General features: G+C 68.9%; 21 protein-coding genes. 10 read left to right on the forward strand and 11 right to left on the reverse strand.

Annotation, left to right across the window (positions count from 1 at the left end; genetic code table 11):
• Nucleotides 1-73: 73 nt before the first annotated feature.
• The 5 genes from ACQP2O_RS03315 to ACQP2O_RS03335 form a co-directional block, all read right to left on the reverse strand.
• A complete protein-coding gene (locus ACQP2O_RS03315; protein ID WP_433179726.1) occupies nt 74-493 on the reverse strand; it encodes a hypothetical protein in 420 nt (139 codons plus the stop codon).
• A gap of 257 nt (nt 494-750) precedes the next feature.
• Nucleotides 751-3042 carry an NACHT domain-containing protein gene (locus tag ACQP2O_RS03320; protein WP_433179728.1) on the reverse strand — a complete coding sequence of 764 codons (2292 nt, stop codon included), beginning with the start codon at nt 3040-3042 and terminating at the stop codon, nt 751-753.
• Nucleotides 3032-3319, reverse strand: coding sequence for a hypothetical protein (locus ACQP2O_RS03325; protein WP_433179730.1), 288 nt, complete (start codon nt 3317-3319; stop codon nt 3032-3034). Before ACQP2O_RS03325 ends, ACQP2O_RS03320 begins: the two co-directional genes overlap by 11 nt.
• A gap of 49 nt (nt 3320-3368) precedes the next feature.
• The gene (locus ACQP2O_RS03330; RefSeq protein ID WP_433179732.1) at nt 3369-3911 is read right to left on the reverse strand and encodes a hypothetical protein; all 543 of its coding nucleotides are present in this window, start codon (nt 3909-3911) and stop codon (nt 3369-3371) included.
• Nucleotides 3912-4082: 171 nt separating this feature from the next.
• Nucleotides 4083-4532, reverse strand: a complete 450-nt coding sequence (locus ACQP2O_RS03335; protein ID WP_433179734.1) for a hypothetical protein — start codon at nt 4530-4532, stop codon at nt 4083-4085.
• 396 nt (nt 4533-4928) lie between these two features.
• On the opposite strand from ACQP2O_RS03335, the gene ACQP2O_RS03340 reads away from it, so the two are divergent.
• Nucleotides 4929-5789, forward strand: a complete 861-nt coding sequence (locus tag ACQP2O_RS03340; RefSeq protein ID WP_433179736.1) for a hypothetical protein — start codon at nt 4929-4931, stop codon at nt 5787-5789.
• Between the two features lie 113 nt (nt 5790-5902).
• Here the strand turns inward: ACQP2O_RS03340 and ACQP2O_RS03345 are convergent, their stop codons facing one another.
• The 3 genes from ACQP2O_RS03345 to ACQP2O_RS03355 all read right to left on the reverse strand — a co-directional run bounded on the left by ACQP2O_RS03345 (nt 5903) and on the right by ACQP2O_RS03355 (nt 8101).
• Nucleotides 5903-6124: a hypothetical protein gene (locus ACQP2O_RS03345; protein ID WP_433179738.1), complete on the reverse strand. Its 222-nt coding sequence runs from the start codon at nt 6122-6124 to the stop codon at nt 5903-5905.
• A gap of 59 nt (nt 6125-6183) precedes the next feature.
• Nucleotides 6184-6546, reverse strand: coding sequence for a helix-turn-helix domain-containing protein (locus tag ACQP2O_RS03350; protein ID WP_433179739.1), 363 nt, complete (start codon nt 6544-6546; stop codon nt 6184-6186).
• A 346-nt stretch (nt 6547-6892) separates the two neighbouring features.
• Complete coding sequence (locus ACQP2O_RS03355; protein ID WP_433179741.1) at nt 6893-8101, reverse strand: ROK family protein; 1209 nt, start codon at nt 8099-8101, stop codon at nt 6893-6895.
• 131 nt (nt 8102-8232) lie between these two features.
• Between ACQP2O_RS03355 and ACQP2O_RS03360 the strand changes: the two genes are divergently transcribed.
• The 5 genes from ACQP2O_RS03360 (at nt 8233) to ACQP2O_RS03380 (ending at nt 12694) form a co-directional block, all read left to right on the forward strand.
• Nucleotides 8233-9264: a substrate-binding domain-containing protein gene (locus tag ACQP2O_RS03360; protein WP_433179743.1), complete on the forward strand. Its 1032-nt coding sequence runs from the start codon at nt 8233-8235 to the stop codon at nt 9262-9264.
• A 66-nt stretch (nt 9265-9330) separates the two neighbouring features.
• Complete coding sequence (locus tag ACQP2O_RS03365) at nt 9331-10305, forward strand: ABC transporter permease (RefSeq protein WP_433179745.1); 975 nt, start codon at nt 9331-9333, stop codon at nt 10303-10305.
• Entirely contained in the window at nt 10302-11078 is a 777-nt protein-coding gene (locus ACQP2O_RS03370; RefSeq protein ID WP_433179747.1) for an ATP-binding cassette domain-containing protein, read from the forward strand. Before ACQP2O_RS03365 ends, ACQP2O_RS03370 begins: the two co-directional genes overlap by 4 nt.
• Nucleotides 11079-11114: 36 nt before the next feature.
• On the forward strand, nt 11115-11999 hold the full coding sequence (locus tag ACQP2O_RS03375) for a sugar phosphate isomerase/epimerase family protein (protein ID WP_433179749.1): 885 nt from the start codon (nt 11115-11117) through the stop codon (nt 11997-11999).
• Entirely contained in the window at nt 11996-12694 is a 699-nt protein-coding gene (locus ACQP2O_RS03380) for a nucleoside/nucleotide kinase family protein (RefSeq protein WP_433179751.1), read from the forward strand. The genes ACQP2O_RS03375 and ACQP2O_RS03380 overlap by 4 nt, the downstream gene beginning before the upstream one ends.
• A gap of 76 nt (nt 12695-12770) precedes the next feature.
• Here the strand turns inward: ACQP2O_RS03380 and ACQP2O_RS03385 are convergent, their stop codons facing one another.
• Nucleotides 12771-13661, reverse strand: a complete 891-nt coding sequence (locus ACQP2O_RS03385) for an SCO6745 family protein (RefSeq protein ID WP_433179753.1) — start codon at nt 13659-13661, stop codon at nt 12771-12773.
• A gap of 81 nt (nt 13662-13742) precedes the next feature.
• Here ACQP2O_RS03385 and ACQP2O_RS03390 point away from each other — a divergent pair, with 81 nt between their 5' ends.
• Entirely contained in the window at nt 13743-14573 is an 831-nt protein-coding gene (locus ACQP2O_RS03390) for an NAD(P)H-binding protein (protein ID WP_433179755.1), read from the forward strand.
• 93 nt (nt 14574-14666) lie between these two features.
• On the opposite strand, the gene ACQP2O_RS03395 is transcribed toward ACQP2O_RS03390, so the two are convergent.
• Complete coding sequence (locus ACQP2O_RS03395; RefSeq protein ID WP_433179757.1) at nt 14667-15608, reverse strand: hypothetical protein; 942 nt, start codon at nt 15606-15608, stop codon at nt 14667-14669.
• 74 nt (nt 15609-15682) lie between these two features.
• Nucleotides 15683-16147, reverse strand: coding sequence for a protein-tyrosine phosphatase family protein (locus ACQP2O_RS03400; RefSeq protein ID WP_433179759.1), 465 nt, complete (start codon nt 16145-16147; stop codon nt 15683-15685).
• Nucleotides 16148-16344: 197 nt separating this feature from the next.
• Between ACQP2O_RS03400 and ACQP2O_RS03405 the strand changes: the two genes are divergently transcribed.
• The 3 genes from ACQP2O_RS03405 to ACQP2O_RS03415 are packed head-to-tail and all read left to right on the forward strand — an operon-like array spanning nt 16345 to nt 20622.
• Nucleotides 16345-17316, forward strand: a complete 972-nt coding sequence (locus tag ACQP2O_RS03405; RefSeq protein WP_433179761.1) for a DUF5954 family protein — start codon at nt 16345-16347, stop codon at nt 17314-17316.
• 12 nt (nt 17317-17328) lie between these two features.
• Entirely contained in the window at nt 17329-19269 is a 1941-nt protein-coding gene (locus tag ACQP2O_RS03410; protein WP_433179763.1) for a protein kinase domain-containing protein, read from the forward strand.
• 57 nt (nt 19270-19326) lie between these two features.
• Nucleotides 19327-20622, forward strand: coding sequence for a VWA domain-containing protein (locus tag ACQP2O_RS03415; protein ID WP_433179765.1), 1296 nt, complete (start codon nt 19327-19329; stop codon nt 20620-20622).

Genomic DNA, 20622 nt, shown 5'->3' on the forward strand with positions numbered 1-20622 from the left:
CCGCGCGTTCCCGGGACGCCGACCGGTGGGTGTGCCCCGCCGGCCGGCACCGGCGTCGAAGAACGCGAGAACGCTAGGCTTTGAATTTGATATGTGCGGCCTTGATGTTGTGGCCAATGTGATTTGCCGTGGTGGAGACGCGGAACGTTTGCTTTCCGTGAGGATTCTTGATCCACCTGGAGAGGTAGCAGAAGTGTGACTTCGTCACGTTCTTGCATAGTTTACTCTTGGTGCCGCTTGAAATGGCGGAGAGATCCATGGCGACTTCTGCTTTGCGATTGCAGTAGACGGCGCCGGTGATGTAAATCTTGCTTCCGGAGGGGCTGGCGTCGACGTATGTGCGGCACTTGATGCTGTACGTGTAGCCGACCTCCGTCCACGGCCCCCATTGCTGTCGAGCCGTCGTGGAGATGGCGTTCGCCGGAGCAGTGATACAGGTGACGATTGCGGCACTCGCGCAAACCGTCGCGGCGGCGTTTCGAAGCAACTTCATTGAATGATCGTCCTCCCTGAACAGTTGACTCCGTCAAATAACGGAGACGGGGAAGAACCTAGCGCATTCGATCGAAGGATTATCGTGATTTATGCCGTTCGGCCTGGCCGTATTTGGTCAGCCCAAAATGTGAATGTCAGTGATTACCACGATGCGGGCGTGCGGGCAGTACGGGCAGTACGGGCAGTACGGGCCCTACGATCCGGACCCGCGCGCACGCGGTTTGATCACCTGTGGGTGCGGCGTTGCCGCTCTGGTCAGGAGAGCCGCCGTCTGATGTGCTCGTACAGGTCGTACTTCACGCCTGGATGAGTCCAGGCGAAGCCGAGGGTGCAAGGCCGCTGGTCGAGCCTGCGCAGCGTCATCTCCACGAGTCCGCTATCGGGCGCGTCTCTGGGGAATCGGGTCAGCTTCTTGACGGGGTGCGTTCCCACGCCGATGACGAACGGCGTGAGCGACAGACCGTTCACGGTCATCGTCACCTGGACCGAGGCCCCGGTGCACCCGGTCGTCTTCAACTCACCGGAGAGGGATCGGACCGGCAGACCCCTGATGGACAAGCCCCATGCCTGCTTCAGTACCGCGTGCAGCGTTGAATCGATCGGGAGGCTCCAGCGGAGAGGAAGATCCCGAAGGCATATTCCCGGACCTTGTGGCCCGTTGGGGTCGGGGCCGCCGCCGACCCCGCACACCAAGTGCTCTCGGCTGGCGGGCCTGTCGCCGGAGCGATACTCCAGTTGTCCGGCTCCGATACGGCCCCCGACGGAAACGTACATGACGAAGATCAGCGCGAGGGAGATCGCTCCTGTCGTCACGAGGACAGGCCACCACCAGCGCTGCGGTCGCCCCGTGTTCTCCGCATCCGCGTCGTCCGGCGGATCGGCCGACCACGAAGCGCCGCTCAGCTGCTCACGTAGGCGAAGGTTCCGGAACCGGTATGCCGAACCGGTCAGGCGCAGCACACCGAGCCGATGGGCGTCCTCGAGAAAGACCCACAGCCGCCAGGGGAGTCTGCCGGTCAACGCGTACCAGGTACGAGCCATCACGTACGAGCCCCAGCTCGAGCCGAGCAGTATCCCGCAGCCGAAACCCAACCCGGCCGCGGTGCCGAGATGTCGAGCGACCCGCGGAGTCACCCGGACCATGTCGTCCAGCCAGTACGCCGAAGCCAGCCGCACGATTCCAGTGCCGACGGCGCTCACCAGGATGGTCACGATCGCGCGCCGACGCAGCGTCGATTTCGGGCCACCGTACGCCCCGCCGCGCTCGTCGACGAGCAGGGTGTACAGGCCGGCGGCGATGACCACCCCGCAGCCGAACCACACGGCCGCGATCGCATCCACCAAACCGAAGCACCGGTAGAAGAACCAGCCGAGCAGACCGCCACACGGTAGGGAGAACGGCAGCGCCATGAGCGGGGAGAACACCTGCTTCCAGGCGAAGTCGACCGTGTCCCGGGCGCGCATCCGCAGGGCGATGAACTCCAGCCATCGCCCGGCCAGGCGGGACCGGTAGCGGCTTCCGGAAGCCTCCGAATAGATGGTCGGTATGTAGATCTCCAGCAGATGACGCTCGATGGCGTCCTGAGTGCCGAACCTCGCCGCGTCCAGTAGTTCGGCCGGCTCCTTCGCTCCCGACCGGTAGGCCGTACGCGCCAGATACAGCATCAGCGGGCTGCGCAGTGCACGGGCCGGCGGTGAGTCCGGCTCACGCAGCAGCCGCTCGAAGACCGGCTCCCACTGATCGTCCCGTGATGGGGATGACGTGCGCAGGAACGTCACCGCGGTGCTCGCCGCGACCGGTTCGAGTTCCACGACGGCGGCTCGGGTGAGGTATTGGCCGCTGGTCAGCACGGTGCGTTCGTACTCGGTGCCGCGACACGTCACCAGCAGCGGCACCCCGTCCGCCACAGCGGTGTCGATGGCCTCGATCGCGGGTGCACGCAGCGGCGCGGGGAGCTCGTCCAGGCCGTCCAGCACCGGCATGACCCGTCGTTCCTCGATCAGCCGCGCCGCCATGCGGCGGCCGTGGTCGGCCGCGAGATCAGGGCAGAGGGCCCGGATGCGCTTGGCCATCCAGGCGCGCAGCCCGACCTTGGGTCGCCAGGATGACAAGGTCAGCAGCACCGGCACCGGGTCACCCGCCTCGAGGTCACGGACCAGGTCACGGGCGAGCAGCAGCGCCAGCACACTCTTGCCCGACCCGGGCGCGCCGAGCACCACGAGCTGGCGCCGCGGCAGGCTGCGGATCAACGCGGCGATCTGGGTGACGTCACCGCCCGGCCGTGTCTCGCTTCGGGTGACCACCGTCTCGGGTCCCTGGACGGGTCGTCCGGTGGCCGACCACCGTACGGCGATCGGGTGGGGCCGCGTGAGCTGCTGGCGCCCTACCTCGGCCTCCAGTTCGGATCGGACCTTCGCCGCCAGCAGGGCGGCGGCGGCATCCAGCTCCGGTTCCGCGGCCACGTTCACGACCTGATGGACGTCTCCGCCCACGCGCGCATCGCGGACCGTCTGGTGGACGTGGACCGGCCGCCGCCTATGCGCCATCGCCGCCCGTACCTTGCGACTGGTCCAGGTCCCCGGCAATCTCGGAATCGGTCACGGACTGCTCACCCGGGCCGGGCAGCCGCTGGCGCGCACGACCTCCGACCTTCGTCCCGCTGATCCGCTGGCCGACCGAAGTGCGGTTCTGCCCCTTCAGTAATGCTTCCAGCCCACCCCCGACCACCACGAACGCGACCGTCGCCGCAGACCAGCGGGCGGCCCAGTGCTGGGTGAGCATTCCCGTGGTCACGTTCACGGCGGCGGCCACGGTCAGGCTCACCGTTCCGGTAATCCAGTGCTTGAGCCTCGAACCCACCGAAATGCGCCTCTCAGGCGAGATCGCCGTATCCCCCTGCGGACCACACGTGATGCCGGAAGTCACTGATCGGCATGAGCGTGCGTACGGGAAGGTCGAACCCGGCAGGAGATGCGACGAAGAACACTCCGTCGCAATGGCCGCAGTAGTAACCGAGATTCCACGCCTGACGGGCCTTGGGCAGGCCCTCTTCGACTCGCTTGTCGCGGCTCCGGTGAAGGACGAAGCTGCGCACGGCCACAACGGCTGCGAGTGCGAAGATCGCCGCTAAGAGAAAGAAGACCGTACGCGTCGTCGAACTCGTTTTGGCCGCGACCACCACCGAGATCACCGCGTCGGCGGCGTAGAACAACGCCCAGAGCGCCTGGCCGGCCGCACCTCCCGTGGCGGGAGCCGGCGTGAGCTCGCGCACGATCCGGCGCTCGCTGGTGACGTTGATGCTGCTCCGCGTCTTGGCCGCGAATGCGCGGACCTGCATGCCGCCGGTCACTCGCACGGTGCCGCTGTCGACGGTGCCTTTCGTGTCCGTGGTGCCAGTGCGCGGAAGTGAGCTCACCTTTGTCACGTGAGCGGTATCTCCGTGCTGCGGGCAACTCGTGTCCATGGCCTTGGGCGCCTTCCTCTCCGATGTCCAGCGCCGCCGATGTATTCAGGGGCTATGGATCACACACTGACGGCTCGCCCGCCGGATGGAAAGGGCCCTTCATGACCTCCGGTCAACCAACGATCAATCAATCAACGGACGTAAGCGGGTACGGCGGAAGATGGCCACCGCGCCGACGGCTGCGACCAGCGATACCAGCATGAGAGGCGCGCGTATCGCGTACTCGCGCATGACGCCGATGCTGTTCGCGTACGCGATCGTGGACGGGTGCCGCGGATCGTAGACGACGGCGAGCTTCTCACCGATGCGTGCGTACTTGCACCCGGAGAACTTTTCCACCTCTGGCGTGCCGTTGCTCCGGTCGACGAAGGTGATGTCGCAGGAGTTGCCCGTAGATCCCAGCACGTCGGCCGTGACCCGGACGCCGTGGTGTCGGAGCAGTTCGGCGTGCCGCAGGGCGTCGCGGATCGCGAGGGTCGGCAGTGTCACCGCGATGGCGGCGAAGACGAGACACCACAGCCAGTTGGCGGTGGAGCGACGGGTACGGATGTTTCCAGCCGGTCGTACGGCCATGGTGGTTCTCCCTGCGCCCTGCCCTTCCGGGACGGACCTACTCGGGTCCGTGGTCCGGAAGGCTCTCCACCGGCGCCGACCCCGAATCGCTCGTGACGCCACCGAGGACTAGGCTCCGTTCGGGCATCTGGAACGTGCCGCGTCTCGTTCCGACGCCGTGTCACCGTACCGCACCGCGGATGCGCCATTCGGGTGAGGAGACCTATGACCATTCCCCCTGACGGTCCCGGCGGTTACGGTGGCCCTTCCGACCCTGGAAACCGGGCACTTCGCCGAGGTCAGGGCGGGTTCGGTCCGCCGGACAACAGATATCAGCCGTCGATGCCCGGCCCACCCGTTCAGTCGGCGCCCGCGCGCGACCTCGGGCCGGCGCCGCGTCGCTCGCGGGTCGGATTGGTGACACAGTTCGTACTGCAGTTCATCTACATTCCGCTGTGGGTGCTGATAGCCGTCGGCCTGACCGTCCTGGCGATCTGGGCCGACAGCACCTCCAACGCCAATGTCGGCCCGCCGGGGGCCGTGTTCGGCTTTGCGAACGCCGCGATCTCCTGGCGGCGCTTCCGCGTCGAATGGAGCGGTCGCGCCACCGACTGGGAGCCGTTCACCGACGACTTGCTGACGGAGCGTTTCTCCCGCGGCGAGAAGAACAGCGGCTGGAGTGTGGCCACGCTGCCGCCGAACGGTGTCCGACGGGCCACCACGGACCTGCCCGTCCGCTACTACCGTGGCCTGAGCCCGGCCCAGGTCGAGCACCTGGCCCGCCTGCAAGGCTGGTCGGTGGACTGGGCGAGCGCCAAGTCGGCGCACAGGCTGTGCTTCTTCCGCCTCATGCCGCCTCCGGAGCAGGTCGGAGTCCCCCACCCCTATGGGCCATCGCCCGCACCCGGCATGCCGTGGGGCCCGCTGTCCTTCCGGGTGGCGATGCCGCTGCTCACCTGGGTCTTCATGCCGCGATTGCGCGCCCTGGAACTGCGCCGCAACCCCGACGCCTACCTCACGCACCTGCGGAAGTACCTCCCTGAGCGGTTCAAGACCGAACTGGCGCGGGACCCGCGCAAGAACTACCAGGCCGACGAGGCCGGCCGGATCCTGCGCCGGGTCAGCGTCAGCACCTGGCACTTCCGGGGCGCCGGCGCCCAGGCCGTGCTCCGGGTCGCCGCCGAACAGGGGTGGCAGCTCGACCACTCGTTCCCGGCCGAGCCGGGGACGACGCTGCACCTGTGTCGTTTGGACGACCTCGCCCGGCAGCGAAGCTGACGCCCTGGGGGAGTGGCACGATGTGCTCCATGCCGATTCGTCGGATCGGGACCGTGAACTTTGCTGATCGTCGTGGCGTCCAATCGGAAAAACCGGAAGGAGACCATGCGATGTCACACGACGGCGGCGGGTACAGCGGAGGCCATCACGGCGGGTTCGGTGGTCACCACCACGGCGGGTTCGGCGGCCATCATCACCACCACGGTGTCGACGGCAACGGTGGTCCAGGCGTTCCCTTCGTCAACGTCGGCGGCAGAAGGCGAAGCGATGTGCGTGGCGTCGTCATCTTCGTCGCCATCATGGCCGTGGCGGCTGCGGGATTGCTCATCGCTCACTCAGGCTGAGGCACCCCCGCCCAGTTCAACATCGCCCTGCGGCAACGATGGCATCGGCTTTACGGCTGGTCCGACGGTCCCTCGGCTTCCCTTCGCTGCTCGGGATCAAGGTGACGGTAGATCGTCGCGCGGCTCACTCCGAGGTTGGCGGCGATGTCGGCGACCGTGTTGACGCGCCTACCGTTCTTGTCGCGTTGCTCGTACATCTGTCGAACGATCGCTGTCTGCCGGTCGGTCATGGCCGCAGGCCGGCCACCACTACGACCGCGCCAGGCGAAGTACGCATCGCTGCCCTCCGGTAGGTAGATAAGCGCCAGGCCGGCGGCGGACGTGACCAGCGCAACGATGTACGTGACCACAAGATTCGCTGGTCCGAAAACGGCGAATACGTTGAGGACGCAGTTCAGCACGGCAAGGATCAAGAGCGCTATCCGGGCTCTGGGCCGGCCCCCACCCGCCCTTAGAGCGAACCACCCAAATGCAAGCAGCCAGATCGGGTACGTCACCGGCCCACCGACCTGATGGGTCGCATCCGCGTAGTTCACTGCGTAGGCGCACGCGGACACTCCGAGGAGAACAATGCCCGTAGTGACCCACCCAGGCCTGCGGACACGCACTCCGGCCGGCCTCGTCGATTCAGAATTGTCCCGGTCGTGCAGCGAACTGCTCATGAGGCCTCCCGAACCGCTTTGTGAGTGACCCGAACGCACCACCCACGAGATCGCACCACGCCATCATCCCGTGAAGAGCCGGGACCCGTCCCGACATTCACCCGGCCGCGCGTTCCACCAGTTCTTGGACACGCTGGGGCGTGTAGATGCCGTCGACGAGAAGCTCCGCCAGGCCGAGGATGCCGGCGCTGGGGTCGAGCTCACTGCGGACGATCTGCAGGTTGCGGGTGGCCAGGGGGAGTGAACGCCGGTAGACCACCTCGCGGATGCCGGCGAAGAGCTGCTCGTCGGTGTGGGCGAGCTGGCCGCCGATGGCGATGACGCGCGGGTTGAAGAGATTGACGGTGTCGGCTATCGCGCCGCCGAGGATGCGGGCCGCGCGCCGGGCGAGTCGTACGGCGACGAGATCGCCGCTGCGGATCAGTCGTACGGCGTCGTTGACCGTCGCCACCTCACGGCCGGCGTCCTGAAGGTCGCGGACGAGAGCCCAGCCCCCGGCATAGGCCTCGACACAGCCCGCGTTGCCGCATCGGCAGATCGGTGGCTCGGTGACGTCTTCGACGGTCACCTGGATATGACCGACATCACCGGCGGCGCCGTCCGCCCCCCGGTGGACCTGACCGCCGGCGATAAGGCCGGTGCCGACCCCCGTACCGATCTTGACCATGAGCAGGTGCGCCACATCGGGATAGCGCAGGCGCTGCTCGCCGACGGCCATCGCGTTGACGTCCTTGTCGACCAGGACCGGGCAGTCGTAGCGACGGATGAACCATCCGGGAATGTCGTAGCGGTCCCAGCCGGTCATGATGGGCGGGCTGACCACCCGGCCGGTGGCGAAGTCGACGGGGCCGGGAACGTCGATGCCCACGCCGAGCACGCTCTCTTCGGCGTGCTGGGTCTCCTTGAGCATCTCCGCGAAAAGCCCGTGCACCAGAGTGAGGATGGTCTCCGGACCGCTCGTCACGTCGGCGTCGGCCGCTCGCTCGGCGCGGACCGCGCCGCCGAGATCGCACAGGGCGGCGCGCAGCCCGGTCGCGCCGACGTCGGCCACCAGGAGCACACCGCGGTCCCGGTTGACGACGAACTGGCTGGCCGGTCGGCCTCGAGTGCGGGCCTCCTCCGGCGCCGGGACCAGCAGTCCCGCCGCGAGCAGGCTGTCGAGACGCTGGTTGACGGCCGTACGGGACAGTCCGCTGAGGCGCATAACGTCGGCTTTCGTCAGCCCTCCGCGGACGTCGCGGAACAGGCTGAACACCTCGCCGTGACTGACCCCCGCTCGTAGGGCAGCGACGTTATCTCCGCTCACGTGATCACCTTACCGACGCGCTCCTGGAGACAAAAGTATGGCATGTTTCGACTTCTAAAGTCGAAACGAGGGTTGTCGGGATCCCAAAGTGTCCGTATGTTCGTCACACTGAAGGCGAAAGGAGCGCTCCGATGCGAGTGCAGGAGACGGCAGGCCGCCGGATCGTCGCGGTGACGGCCGTTGCGACCGTCGGTGTACTGGGGCTTGGGGCCTGCGGTTCCAGCGGTTCCGGCGGTTCGGGTGGCGGCGCGAAGGTCGCCGCTGTGATCAAAGGTCTGGACAACCCGTTCTTCCAGACCATGAAGCAGGGGATCGACGAGCAGGCCCGGGCGGGCGGGGTCTCGACGACTGTGCAGGCAGCGAACGCGATCACCGACACGACGGGGCAGGCGGACAAGCTGAACGGTCTCGCCGGTCAGCCCTACTCCTGCTTCATCGTCAACCCGATCTCCGGCACCAATCTGGTGCAGGGGCTCGCCAAGATCGCCGCGCTCAAGAAGACGATCGTCAACATCGACAGCCCGATCGACGCCAAGGCGGCCAAGAGCGCGAAGGCGGCCCCGGCCACGTACATCGGCACCGACAACGTCCAGGCCGGGAAGATGGCCGGCGAGCAGATGGCCCGGATGGTCGGCTCCGGGGGCGACGTCGCCGTCGTCGGCGGCATCGCCGGAGACGTCACCAGCGGCGCGCGGATCACGGGATTCGGGCAGGGAATCGGCCCGAAACTGAAGGTCGTCCAGACCGTCGCCGCAGACTGGGATCGGCAGACCGCGCTCACTGCGGCGACCAACGTCCTGCGTGCCCACCCCAGCCTGAGCGGCTTCTTCGTCGCCAACGATGACATGGGGCTCGGTGTGGCGCGAGCCATCGCCAACGCCGGCAAGACCGGCAAGGTGAAGGTCATCAGCGTCGACGGCATCAAAGACGCCCTCCAAGCGGTCAAGAGCGGTTCTCTCGACGCCACCGTCGCGCAGTACCCGTACGCGATCGGCCTGATGGGCGTCGAGGCCTGCCAGGCCGCGGCCAAGGGCAAAAAGCTGCCCGCGGACGTCAAGGCCCCGGTCGAGCTGGTCACCAAGGCCGACGCCGACAAGGCCCTGGCCGTCACACCCAAGCCGTTCGGTTCGTACGACGATCCGTTCAAGGCACTCGGCAAGTAAGTGCGGCCCCGCGTCCCGGGCGAGAGCATTACACCCCGGGACGTCGTCGCGACAAGAAGGACGGAAATGGCAGACGCACAGCTCGCGGTGCCCGGCCGCGACGCCGGGTCCACGCGACTACGGGATATCGGCTTCTGGGCCGAGTGGGCGGCCCTCATCGGACTCGTCGTCCTCGTGGTCGTCTTCCAGAGCCTGAACTCCACATTCCTGAGCACCGGCAACGTGGAGTCGATGCTCGTGGCCGCCGCCATTCTGATCATTCTGGCGGTCGGTCAGACGTTCGTGATCACCACCGCCGGCATCGACCTGTCGGTCGCCTCCACCATGACCCTCGGCGCGGTCGTGTTCGGCCAGGCCTACACGAGCGGCTGGGGACTGCCGCTGTCCGTCGTCGTCGCCGTCGCCGCCTCGACCGTCGTCGGCCTGGTGAACGGAACGCTCATCGCCCGGGGGAAGATCGCCGACTTCATCGTCACGCTCGGGACGCTCTCGGCGGCCTCCGGGCTGGCGCTGATCCTGTCCAACGGCAAGCCGGTGACGATCGTGGACCCGTTCCTTCTGCGGCTGTCCACCGGCGGCCTGGGGATCTTCGGGTGGTCGTTCATCATCGCCGTCGTCGTCGCCGTCCTCGCGCACGTGGTGCTTTTTCACAGCCGCTTCGGCACACACGTGCTGGCGACCGGAGGGGCACCGGAATCGGCCACGGCCATGGGCATCAGCACCCGCCGGATCAAGATCGCCGTCTACACGATCTCCGGAGTCCTGGCCGGACTGGGCGCGATTCTGCTCGTGGCCAGGGTCGGCGCCGCCGAGCCCGCGGCCAACACCTCGTTTCTGCTCAACTCGGTCGCCGCCGTCGTGCTCGGTGGGGTCAGCCTCTTCGGCGGGCGCGGCACCATCACCGGCCCGGTCATCGGTGCGCTGCTGCTGACGGCACTGGTCAACGGGCTCACTCTGCTGGGGGTCTCCCAGTTCTACCAGCCCCTCGCCGTCGGCATCGTCGTGGTGCTGGCCGCACTCATGACGAGGTTCCAGCGATGACCGCTCAGCCAACGCCGGCCGGCACGGCCGGAGGCGTCCTGCTCGAATGCGAGAACGTCTCCCTGTCCTTCGGCAACGTCCACGCGCTCGTCGAGGTCTCCCTCACGCTGCGCCAAGGCGAGATCACCGCCCTGGTGGGCGACAACGGCGCGGGCAAGTCCACCCTGGTCCGCTGTATCTCCGGGATCCACCGGCCCGCCGGAGGTCGCGTTGCCCTCGACGGCCGTACGACCGCCTTCCGGTCCCCCGAGGACGCGCGCGAGGCCGGCATCGAGACCGTCCACCAGAATCTGGCGCTCGTGGAGGACCTCACCGTCTGGCAGAACCTGTTCCTCAACCGGGAACTCGTCCGGCGGCTGGGTCCGATCGCCATCCTCGATCGCAAGGCCATGCAGGCTCGCGCGCAGGAGATGGTGTCCACACTGGCGGTGAACGTCCCCGCGGTGCGGTCGCGCGTGCGGAGGCTGTCCGGCGGCCAGCGCCAGGCGGTGGCCATCTGCCGGGCGGCCGGCTTCAGCTCCCGGCTGGTCATCATGGACGAGCCGACGGCGGCCCTTGGCGTCCAGGAGACCGCCCGGGTCGAGGAACTCATCCTCAGACTCCGCGATGAGGGACACGCCATCCTGCTCATCAGTCACGACTTCGCTCAGGTCATGCGGCTCAGCCAGCAGGTATGGGTCATGCGCGCGGGCCGCTGCGTCGGCGGCCGCCGTACGGCCGACACGACGGGCGAGGAGATCGTCGCCCTCGTCACCGGTGCCAAGAGCCACTGATCCCACTCCGCCACCACCAGAAGGAACACAACCCGTATGACCGCGCAGACCACGCGAAACCCCATCGGCGTGCACGCCCTCGTCTGGGCCGGTGACACCTCGCCCTCATCGCTGGCCCATGCGATCGAGAAGACCAAGGCCACCGGTTTCGACCTGCTCGAGCTCTCGCTGCACGACTCGGTGAACCTCGACGTCGAGGCAGCGCGTGAGAGCCTACGGGCCGCGGGCCTGGGCGTGGCCTGCTCCCGTGGCCTGGCCTTCGACGCCGACATCTCAAGTGAGGACGGCGCGGTCGTCGAACGCGGCGAGAGACTACTGCAGGACTCCCTCGCCGTCACCGACCGGCTCGGTGGCACCCACTTCACCGGCGCGCTCTACAGCGCGCTCGGCAAATACGACAGGCCGCTCAGCGACGCGGGCCGCCGCAACGTGGTGGCCGTCCTGCGCCGGCTCGCGCAGGACGCCCGTCGGCGGGGCATGACCCTCGGCATCGAGATCTGCAACCGCTACGAGACCAACGTCGTCAACACCGCCCACGACGCGCTCGTCCTCGCCGACGACATCGGCGAGGACAACGTGCTCATCCACCTCGACACCTACCACATGAACATCGAGGAGGACGACCTAGTCCGGCCCGTGCACGAGGTCGGAGACAGGCTCGGCTACGTGCACATCGGCGAGAACCACCGCGGCTACCTCGGCTCCGGGCACCTGGACTTCACCTCGTTCTTCCACGCCTTGGCCGACGTCGGCTACCGGGGGCCCATCACATTCGAGTCCTTCTCCTCCGCCGTGGTGATGGCCGGACTGTCCAACGATCTGGCGATCTGGCGCAACCTCTGGTCGGACGGTGAGGACCTGGCACGGCATGCCCGCGGGTTCATCGCCGGTCACCTGGCCGCGGGCGGGGATCTCCGATGACGCTGGATGAGCTCACCACCCGCGCACGTTCGCTCCTGACGGGCGGCCATCGCGTCGTCCTGGGGATCGCCGGCCCCCCTGGGGCCGGAAAGACGACCTTCGCCGAGCATCTGGTCGGGCTGTTGCGCCGGACCCCGCCCGATGGAGCAGAGCCGGGCCAATGGGTGGCGCACGTGCCGATGGATGGCTTCCACCTCGCGGACGTCGAGCTCGATCGCTTGAGGCGGCGTGACCGTAAAGGCGCCCCGGATACCTTCGATGTCGCCGGTTACGCCGCGCTGCTCCGCCGGCTCCGCGCGGACGAGGATGAGGTCGTCTACGCGCCCGCGTTCGAACGGGACCTCGAGCAGCCGATCGCCGGCAGCATCCCCGTACCACGGGCCGCCCGGCTCATCGTCACCGAAGGGAACTACCTCCTGCTCGGCGACGGTCACTGGCCACGCGTACGGCGACAACTCGACGAGGTCTGGTACTGCGACCTCGACACGGACGAACGCCTACGCCGCCTCATCGCCCGCCACGAATGCTTCGGCAAGGACCACGAAGCGGCACTGGCCTGGGCGACGGGCACAGACCAACGCAACGCCGACCTCATCGCCGAGACCCGCCATCGTGCCGACCTCGTCATCCCCGACCCGGTCCTACGCGCGATCGACGATCGCGCCTTGAGAGCGGCAACGCCATCCGCTCCTTGACGTAGCGGTCCATCCTCGACGGCCGGACCGGACCGGGTTCACGCCGCGGGATCCGGGCCGTTCTATTCGGCGATGGTCACCATTTGGGGGGCTGGACGGTGGCGATGCCGAGCGTGTTGGTGCCGGGCAGGAGACCGGACAGGAGCGCGGCGGTGAGGATGGGGTTGTTCACGTCGACGAGCCGGTCGATCTCGGTCTCGCTCAGTGCCGTCCAGGCTCCGGCGGCGAGCCGGTCGGTGAGCCGTTCGACCTGGTCGCGGCCCTCGAGGCCGAGGTCGGTAGCCTTGCCGTCGGCGTCGATCCAGCCGCGCGACCGCAGCCGGTCCGCGGCCGCCTCCCACTGCTCGGAGGTCCACTGTCGGCTGTCGAAGGTCTCGACGGGGGCGGCGCCGATGGCGGCGAACGAGACCAGGGCCTCGCACGGGTCCAGGCCATTGGTGAGCAGCGCGGCGACATGTCCGTCGCCGCGCTGTTCGCGGATGATGGTGACCGCCTGCCACAGCACCAGGTGCGGCTCGTCGGGCCAGGGCAGGTCGGCGTTGCCCGCCGCCAGGGGCCGGCCGGCGGTGTCGGCGGCCTCGGCGACCCTGCGTACGAGCCGGGCGGCCTCCGCGAACCCGGCCGTGCCGATCTGGTCGCCCATCAGCCTGCGGAACAGCCGGTCGACCCCGCGCAGCCTGGCCGCGCGCACCTGCTCGGAGGTCGCGATGGTCCACGCGGGGGTGACGTGCTCGGTGACCATCTGCGGGCTGAAGCTGTAGAAGGCCGATGACACGCGTTCCGGGCCGGGCGCGCCGAGGGGCGCCGCGCGCAGCGGGAAGTAGGTCGGCCATCGGGTCGCCACGTCGTACCCGAGGGCCGCGAGTTCCTCGAACACTTCGGGCGCGTAGTAGACCAGCGCGTGAATCGGCTCGAACTGCTGCCACATCCGGCGTGCGGTCTGCAGGTAATAGGTGTCGGGCGTCATGGTGCACATCCTGGCTCACGGCGGCACGCGGTGTGGTCTCATGTGGATGATCTTGTCGACGGCGACCCATCGGAGGTCGAAATGATCTTGGTAACCGGAGCGACCGGCAATGTGGGCTCCGAACTGGTGAGTGCGCTCGCCGCTGGGGGACAGCGGGTCCGCGCCCTCGTCCGCGACCCGGGGAAGGCGGCGCTGCCGGCGGGCGTCGAGCCCGTCGTCGGAGACCTGAACCGGCCCGAGACCATGACGGACGCGCTGGCCGGGGTGAGCGCGGCCTTCCTGATGCCGGGATACGCGGACATGCCGGGCCTGCTGGCACGGGTCCGCGAGGCCGGGGCGGAGCGCGTGGTCCTGATGTCGGGCGGCTCGGCCGGAAGCGGGGACCTGAGCAACGCGGTGTCCCGCTACATGATCCTGTCCGAGCGGGCCGTCCGGGAGTCGGGCCTGCCGTGGACGTTCATCCGGCCTCGGGCGTTCATGTCCAACGCCCTTCGCTGGCTGCCCCAGCTCGCGGCCGGTGACGAGGTACGGGTCCCGTTCCCCACCGTGCGGGCCGCCGCCATCGACCCGTACGACATCGCGGCGGTCGCGGCGCGGGCGCTGGTGACCGGCGAGCACGAGGGCCGGATCCATGTGGTGTCGGGCCCGGAGTCGCTGCTGCCCGCGGATCAGATCGCCGTGCTGGCCAAGGTTCTCGACAGGGACCTGCGCTGCGTCGGCCTGACCGACGAGGAGGCTCGAACCGAGATGGAGGCGTCCATGCCGGTCGAGTACGTCGACGCCTTCTTCGACTTCTACGTCGGCGGCACGCTCGACGAGTCACCGGTCGAGCCGACCGTGCAGGAGGTGACCGGACGGCCGCCCCGTACCTTCGAGCAGTGGGCGCGGGCCCACGCCGACGCCTTCCGCTGATCCACCGAGCACCGCGCAGCCGGAACGAAACAACGGGGCCCGGCCGGGCACCGCCCCGCGCCGGGCGGATGCGGCCGGGCCCCGCGTGGACCGTCAGCGGAGCTTGTCGAACGTCACCGATCCGCCGAGGTTCTCGTCGTCGGTACCCCAGATCGCCTGGCCGCCGGGCAGCGCGACGATGCCCTCGACCTTACGATCGTCCTTCTTGGTGAACTTGCGCAGCGGCTTCAGGCTCGCCGTCTTCTTCAGGTGGAGTACGGGCGTGCGCCCTCCCTTGATGGTCAGTTTTCCGGCGTTGTAGACGGCCGAGCTGAACGGGCCGTTGTCGTCGTTCGGGTCCTGCGCCGACGACACCAGGACGGTGCCGTCGCTCAGCACCTTCAGGTCGCTGACGTGCCGGACCTCGTTCGCGCTCGGGAACGGCACGGCGAACTTGGCCTTGTCGGCGGTCGCGCCGATGTGCAGGCTCGCCTTGCCGACCGTCGCCGCAGCGGTGCGGACGACGGCCTTCTCGGAGTTCTTACCACGGGTCGCCCACACGGCGAAGATCTTGCCGACGGTGTTGCGGTACAGCGCGAAGCTCTCGTAGTTGTCGCCGCTCTTCCGGTCCGGAAGGGAGACGGGCGAGCCCTGGACCGTGGCCGTGCCGCCGGCGATCGCGACGTGGTACGCCGTGCCCTCACTGGCCAGCGCGATGTAGTGGTTCTTGCGTCCCGGGACGGCGTCGATCGCCTCCACGTCCTTGGGGAGAGGACCCTTCCAGGCCAAGGGGGTGACGACCGGGGCCTTGCCGGGCCTGAGCCGTACGGTGGAGATCCGGTTCTGTCCGTCCGCCTTGTTGTCGCGCACGATGACGACATCCGCCCGGTTGCGGCCGACGGGCGCGCCCGCGACGAGGGCCATGCCGCTCACGCCGCCGGTGATGTCCGTGCCGACGCGCTGCCAGGCCAGCGACTGCGCGGCCTGCGCGGGGAGGGCCGTCGCCAGGACGGCGCCGAACGCGGCGGTCGAAACGATCAGTTTGTTCATGATCACGAACGGGATGGTAGACGACCTGGTTTCCCTTTGTGTCGGGTTCGTGCCGTTCCGTGGTGAACGTCGGTCGAACGTCACGCGTCCGTTGCCGGACGCGATCCGCTTGACGTGGGCACGAAACGGGTGACGTAGCGGCGTTGCCAGGGCGTTTCGACGGCGCGCTTCGCGTAGTGCTCCCGGACGTACGCGACCGCCTCCTGGCCCGGTACCCCGTCCAGCACGGCGAGGCAGGCCAGCGCGGTCCCGGTCCGTCCGACCCCGCCGCCGCAGGCGATCTCGACGCGCTCGGTCTCGGCGCGCGTCCAGGCCTCGCGGAACGCGTCCACGGCGTCGGCGCGGTCGGACGGCAGCCGGAAGTCCGGCCAGCGCAGCCATCGCGTCTCCCAGGCGACGGACGGCGGTTCGTGGCCAAGGAGGTAGAGGCCGTACGTGGGCGCCGGTCCGTCCGGGAGCGGGCGGCGGAGTCCCCGGCCGCGGACGAGCCGGCCCGATGGCAGTCGGAGTACGCCCACGGCGGTGGGCTCCCACGTATTGATCATGGAACGAGAATAGCGTTCGCTTCTCCGGCTGGTGTCTCTTATCAGGTATTAAGCGGATATATTTCGCGAATCCGTCGTTTCTCGGAAAGGCTGCATTTTTGGGGCCAATGGCGGTGTGAGCTGCGGTGATGGAGCTGCTTTACCGCTGATTCGGCGAAATCGATGCGGGCCGCGGAATCTGCGGTAAGGATGGGGGCATGTCCTTTCCCTTAATGCCGGGGTTCGACCACATCAATGTGGTCGCCGACCTCGACCCGGTCGCCGCGATGCGGGACAGCGACCTCGGGGACCGCATCCGGATGTATCCCAAGCTCCTCCCCGCCGGTGCGCCCGACTTCGGGTACGCCGTGCAGCGGGGCACCGAATGGCGCATCGGCTGCGTCGGGGCGATGGATCCCGAAGGCGCCCGCTACAGTCTCGCCGCCGGCCTGCGCATCGAGGCGAAGGAGCGGGAGGAGGACCCGGAGGTCGCCCGCACGATGCGCGCGGTGGCCGATCGGCTCGACCCGGAGGACGGCAAGCAGCTTCCGAAGGACGAGTGGGAGATCGGTGACCGTCGTTTTCGCGTGATCCGGATCGAGAAGTTCACCCTCATCGGACGCCGGGTGATGGAGCCGCCGAGAGCGACCGACACCGACCCTCCGGACGAGGCGCGTTTCCTGGAGGACCACCTCATCGACCCGCCGGCGCCGGCGGGGCAGTGGGAGGCGCAACTGCGGTTGAACCTCGTCGGGCACCTGCCCATCCCCGGCACGGTGCCCGAGACGGTGGAGCTCGAGGCCCGCCACGCGATCCGCACCCATCCCGGTGTGGTCCTCCTCCCGCCCACCTTCACCGTCGTCGAGATCAAGGGGGACACCTGGGACCCTCTCACCGGCGCGGACGGTCCCGACCAGGCACGCACCCATCTGGCGAGGTACTTCAGCGAACTGCTGCCCCGGCTCCTGGAATTCCAGGGCGAGCCCGCCGAGCCCGAGGAGATCGCCGAGTGGGAGGACGCCGCGGAGCGGATCGAGGCGATGAGCGGGCCGGAGTTCGCCGTGCTGGACCGCAGGTTCCGCATCGTCCGCGTCTCGCGGATGCTCCGCGTCGGCAGGGACGGCCCGGAGGGGCCGCGCCCGTCCGACCAGGAGCGGTACGGCATGCACGGGACCCAGTCACGGTCCTGAGCATCCTCGCGCGTGCCGCCGCGGCCCGAGGTCGCGAATCACGGTGCGATCGCCGGTGGTGGCGCTACCTTGATCATCATGGAGTTCGTCTCGGCGCCGACCCTCGCGGAGTCCGTCGACAGGGATGGCCCGTTGCCGCCGGTCAGGGTCGCCGCGATCGGGCTCGCGTTGCTGGAGGTCCTGGACGAGGCACATCGAACCGGCGTCGTGCACGGTGACCTGAAACCCGCGAACGTCACGCTGCTGCCGGGCGACCGGATCGAGCTTGCCGACTTCGACCTCGCGCGGATCGCCGGCCACCCGGCCCCGACCCGCACCGGAACACTGTTCGGCTCACCCGCGTACATGGCGCCGGAACAGGTCCGGGGAGACCGCGGGGACGCCGCGACCGACTGGTGGGCGCTCGGCGCCACGCTGTACTACGCGGCCGAAGGCACGGCCGCGTTCGAACGCGACAGGTACGAGGCCTCCATCGCCGCCGTGCTGAACGAGTCGCCACCGCCACCGAGAAGGGCGGGCACCGACCTCGCCGCGTTGTTCTCCGCGCTGCTCGACAAGGATCCTTCGCAGCGCCCTGGATCGGCGTACATCCGTACGGTGCTCGAACGGGTCGCGTCGGGCGAGGCGACGTCCGAGCCGGCGCCGGAACCACCACTGGTGCCACCGCCCGCGTCGGAGTCGCTGACGACCGGGATCGGCCGGGCGATCGAGAACGTCATCCAGACCGGCGCCATGCCGGTACCGCGGGCGACCGTGACACGGAATGCGCCCGGACCGCCGCCCGGTGGCAGACGTGCCGTCCGCCGCAGCCTGCTCGCGGCGGGTGCGACCGCGCTGGTCGCCGTGGTCGTGCTCGGGGTCGGCGCGCCGCGTTGGCTCGCGCATGACCGCCACGGCGAGCGTCCGGCGGGCCGTCATGGCGCGTCTTTGCCTCCGGCGACCCGATACGGCGCGTCCGCGCCTTCGGCGTCCCGCCCGCCCTCCCCGGGCACCGCGATCCGCCGTTTCCAGGCGTGTCACGCTCGGCCGGCCGGTGTCACCTCGACGGCGGTGACGACCGTGAACGGCCATCCGGCGATCGTGGCCGGTTGCGGTGACGACACCGTGAAGGTGGCCGATCTCGAGACCGGCGCGCTCGGCCGCTCGTTCACCGCCCCTGGCGCGTTGAGCGTGCAGTCGGTCGCGGTGGGCGTCGTCGACGGCCGGCAGGTCGTCGTCGCGGGTACGCAACTGAGCGGCGACGGCAACGACTACATCCGGATGTGGGACCTGACGACCGGCTCCGAGACCGGAAAGACCTTCACCGGTCACACGAACGGCGTGACGTCGGTGGCGTTCGGCACGGTGAGCGGCCGGCAGGTCGTCGTCTCCGGCAGTTTCGACACGACCGTACAGACCTGGGATCCGGCCACCGGCAGGACCGTCGCTCCGCAACTCGACACCCACGCGGAGGTGATCTCGCTGGCGTTCGCCAGGCTGGAGGACGGCCGGCAGGTCGTCGCCGTGGGCGGTTACGGATCGGCTCTGCGGCTGTTCGACCGGACTTCGGGACGCCAGATCGGTGCCACCTTCACCGGGCACAGCGCCCATGGCAGTGAATACGTCACCTCCGTGGCGATCGGCGCCATCGGCGCACGTAAGGTCGTCGTCTCCGCCGGTGACGATTCGACGATCCAGGTCTCGGATCTGCTGACCGGTGAAAGGATCGGTGCCCCGACCCGGATGGCCGCCCACGCGGTCGCCGTCGCCTCCCTCGGCGGTCGGCAGGTGATCATCGCCGGCGGCACGGACCGCACCGTACGGCTGTGGGACCTCGCCACCGGAAAACCGGTCGGCGGCCCGTTCACCGGCGATTCCGTGGTCTCGTCGCTGACGACCACGACTCTCGACGGCAGGCTCGTCGCGGTCGCCGGGTACGAAGACGGCTCGGTGTCCGTCTGGAGTCTCGGCTGACCACCCGGGCCGATCTCCCGATTTAGTACGGCGATTGATGATCATTAGGATCCTCGGGTGATCATCAGAAGACGGTTCGCGGCCGGCCTGCTGTGCCTGCTGGCCGCCCTGGGGATGTTCGGTGTTCCACCCGCCTCCGCCGCCAAGGCCGGCGCCACCGAGCCGCCCAAGGTCGAGCTGGTCCTGGACGTCAGCGGCTCGATGCGGGCCAAGGACATCGACGGGCGAAGCCGGATCTCGGCGGCGCAGCAGTCCTTCGACGAAGTGGTGGACGCGCTGCCCGGCGAGACGCAGCTGGGCATCCGGGTGCTCGGATCCCGCTACCGCTACCCCGGCAGCCCCAAGACCGTCGGCTGCAAGGACACCCAGCAGATCAGCCCGGTCGGCCCCATGAACAAGACCGAGGCGAAGGCCGCGATCGCGACGCTGCGGCCCACCGGCTGGACCCCGATCGGGCTGGCCCTGCGGGCGGCGGCCAAGGACCTGGGCGCCGGGGAGACGACCCGGCGGATCGTCCTCATCACCGACGGCGAGGACACCTGCGCGCCGCCCGACCCGTGCGACGTCGCCCGCGAGCTCGCCGCGCAGGGCATCCACCTCGTCATCGACACGCTCGGCCTCAACCCGAACCAGAAGGTCCAGCAGCAGCTGACCTGCATCGCCAACGCGACCGGCGGAACGTACACCACCGTCCAGCACCAGCAGCAGCTCACCAGCCGGCTCAACCAGCTGGTCCGCCGCGCGGGCAGCACGTACCAGAAGACGCCACGGCAGGTGGCCGGGGGCGCGCAGTGCGCCAACGCCCCGGTGCTGTCGCCCGGTGTCTACACCGACCGCGAGCAGTTCGGCGAGCACCGCGTCTACCGGGTGCCCGTCTCCTCCGGGCAGGAACTGCGCGCCTCCGTGAGCGTCGCGCTCGACCGCAGGCTGAACCCGGACTACGGGGTGCTGCTGCGGGCGACGTCCCAGGACGGCCAGGAGCTCGTCCGTGGCACGGACGCGGGCAGCGGGCGTACCGACGTCCTGTCCACCGGCCTGCGCTGGTCCGACCAGCGCTCCGGCGAACCGTCCGGTCAGGACGCGTCCGCGTCGCCGTCCACGAGCGCGTCCCCGGCGGGCACCGTCTGCCTGGTGGTGAGCAACTCCTTCTCCGCGCCTCCCGGGGTACGGACGGCCCCCGGCATGCCGCTGGAGCTCACCGTCGACGTGGTGCCCTCCTCGCCCACGCCGAGCGGCCCGGACCTCGGCCGCGGCTGGCTCCTGCTCGTCGTGCTCGGCGTCGCCGGCCTGGTCGCCGGGCTGATCCTCGGCTGGCTCAACCGCTGGCGGATCGCCATCTGGAAGGAGAACTGA

The organism is Actinoallomurus sp. CA-150999, assembly GCF_050942425.1.
Taxonomy (GTDB): Bacteria; Actinomycetota; Actinomycetes; order Streptosporangiales; family Streptosporangiaceae; genus Actinoallomurus.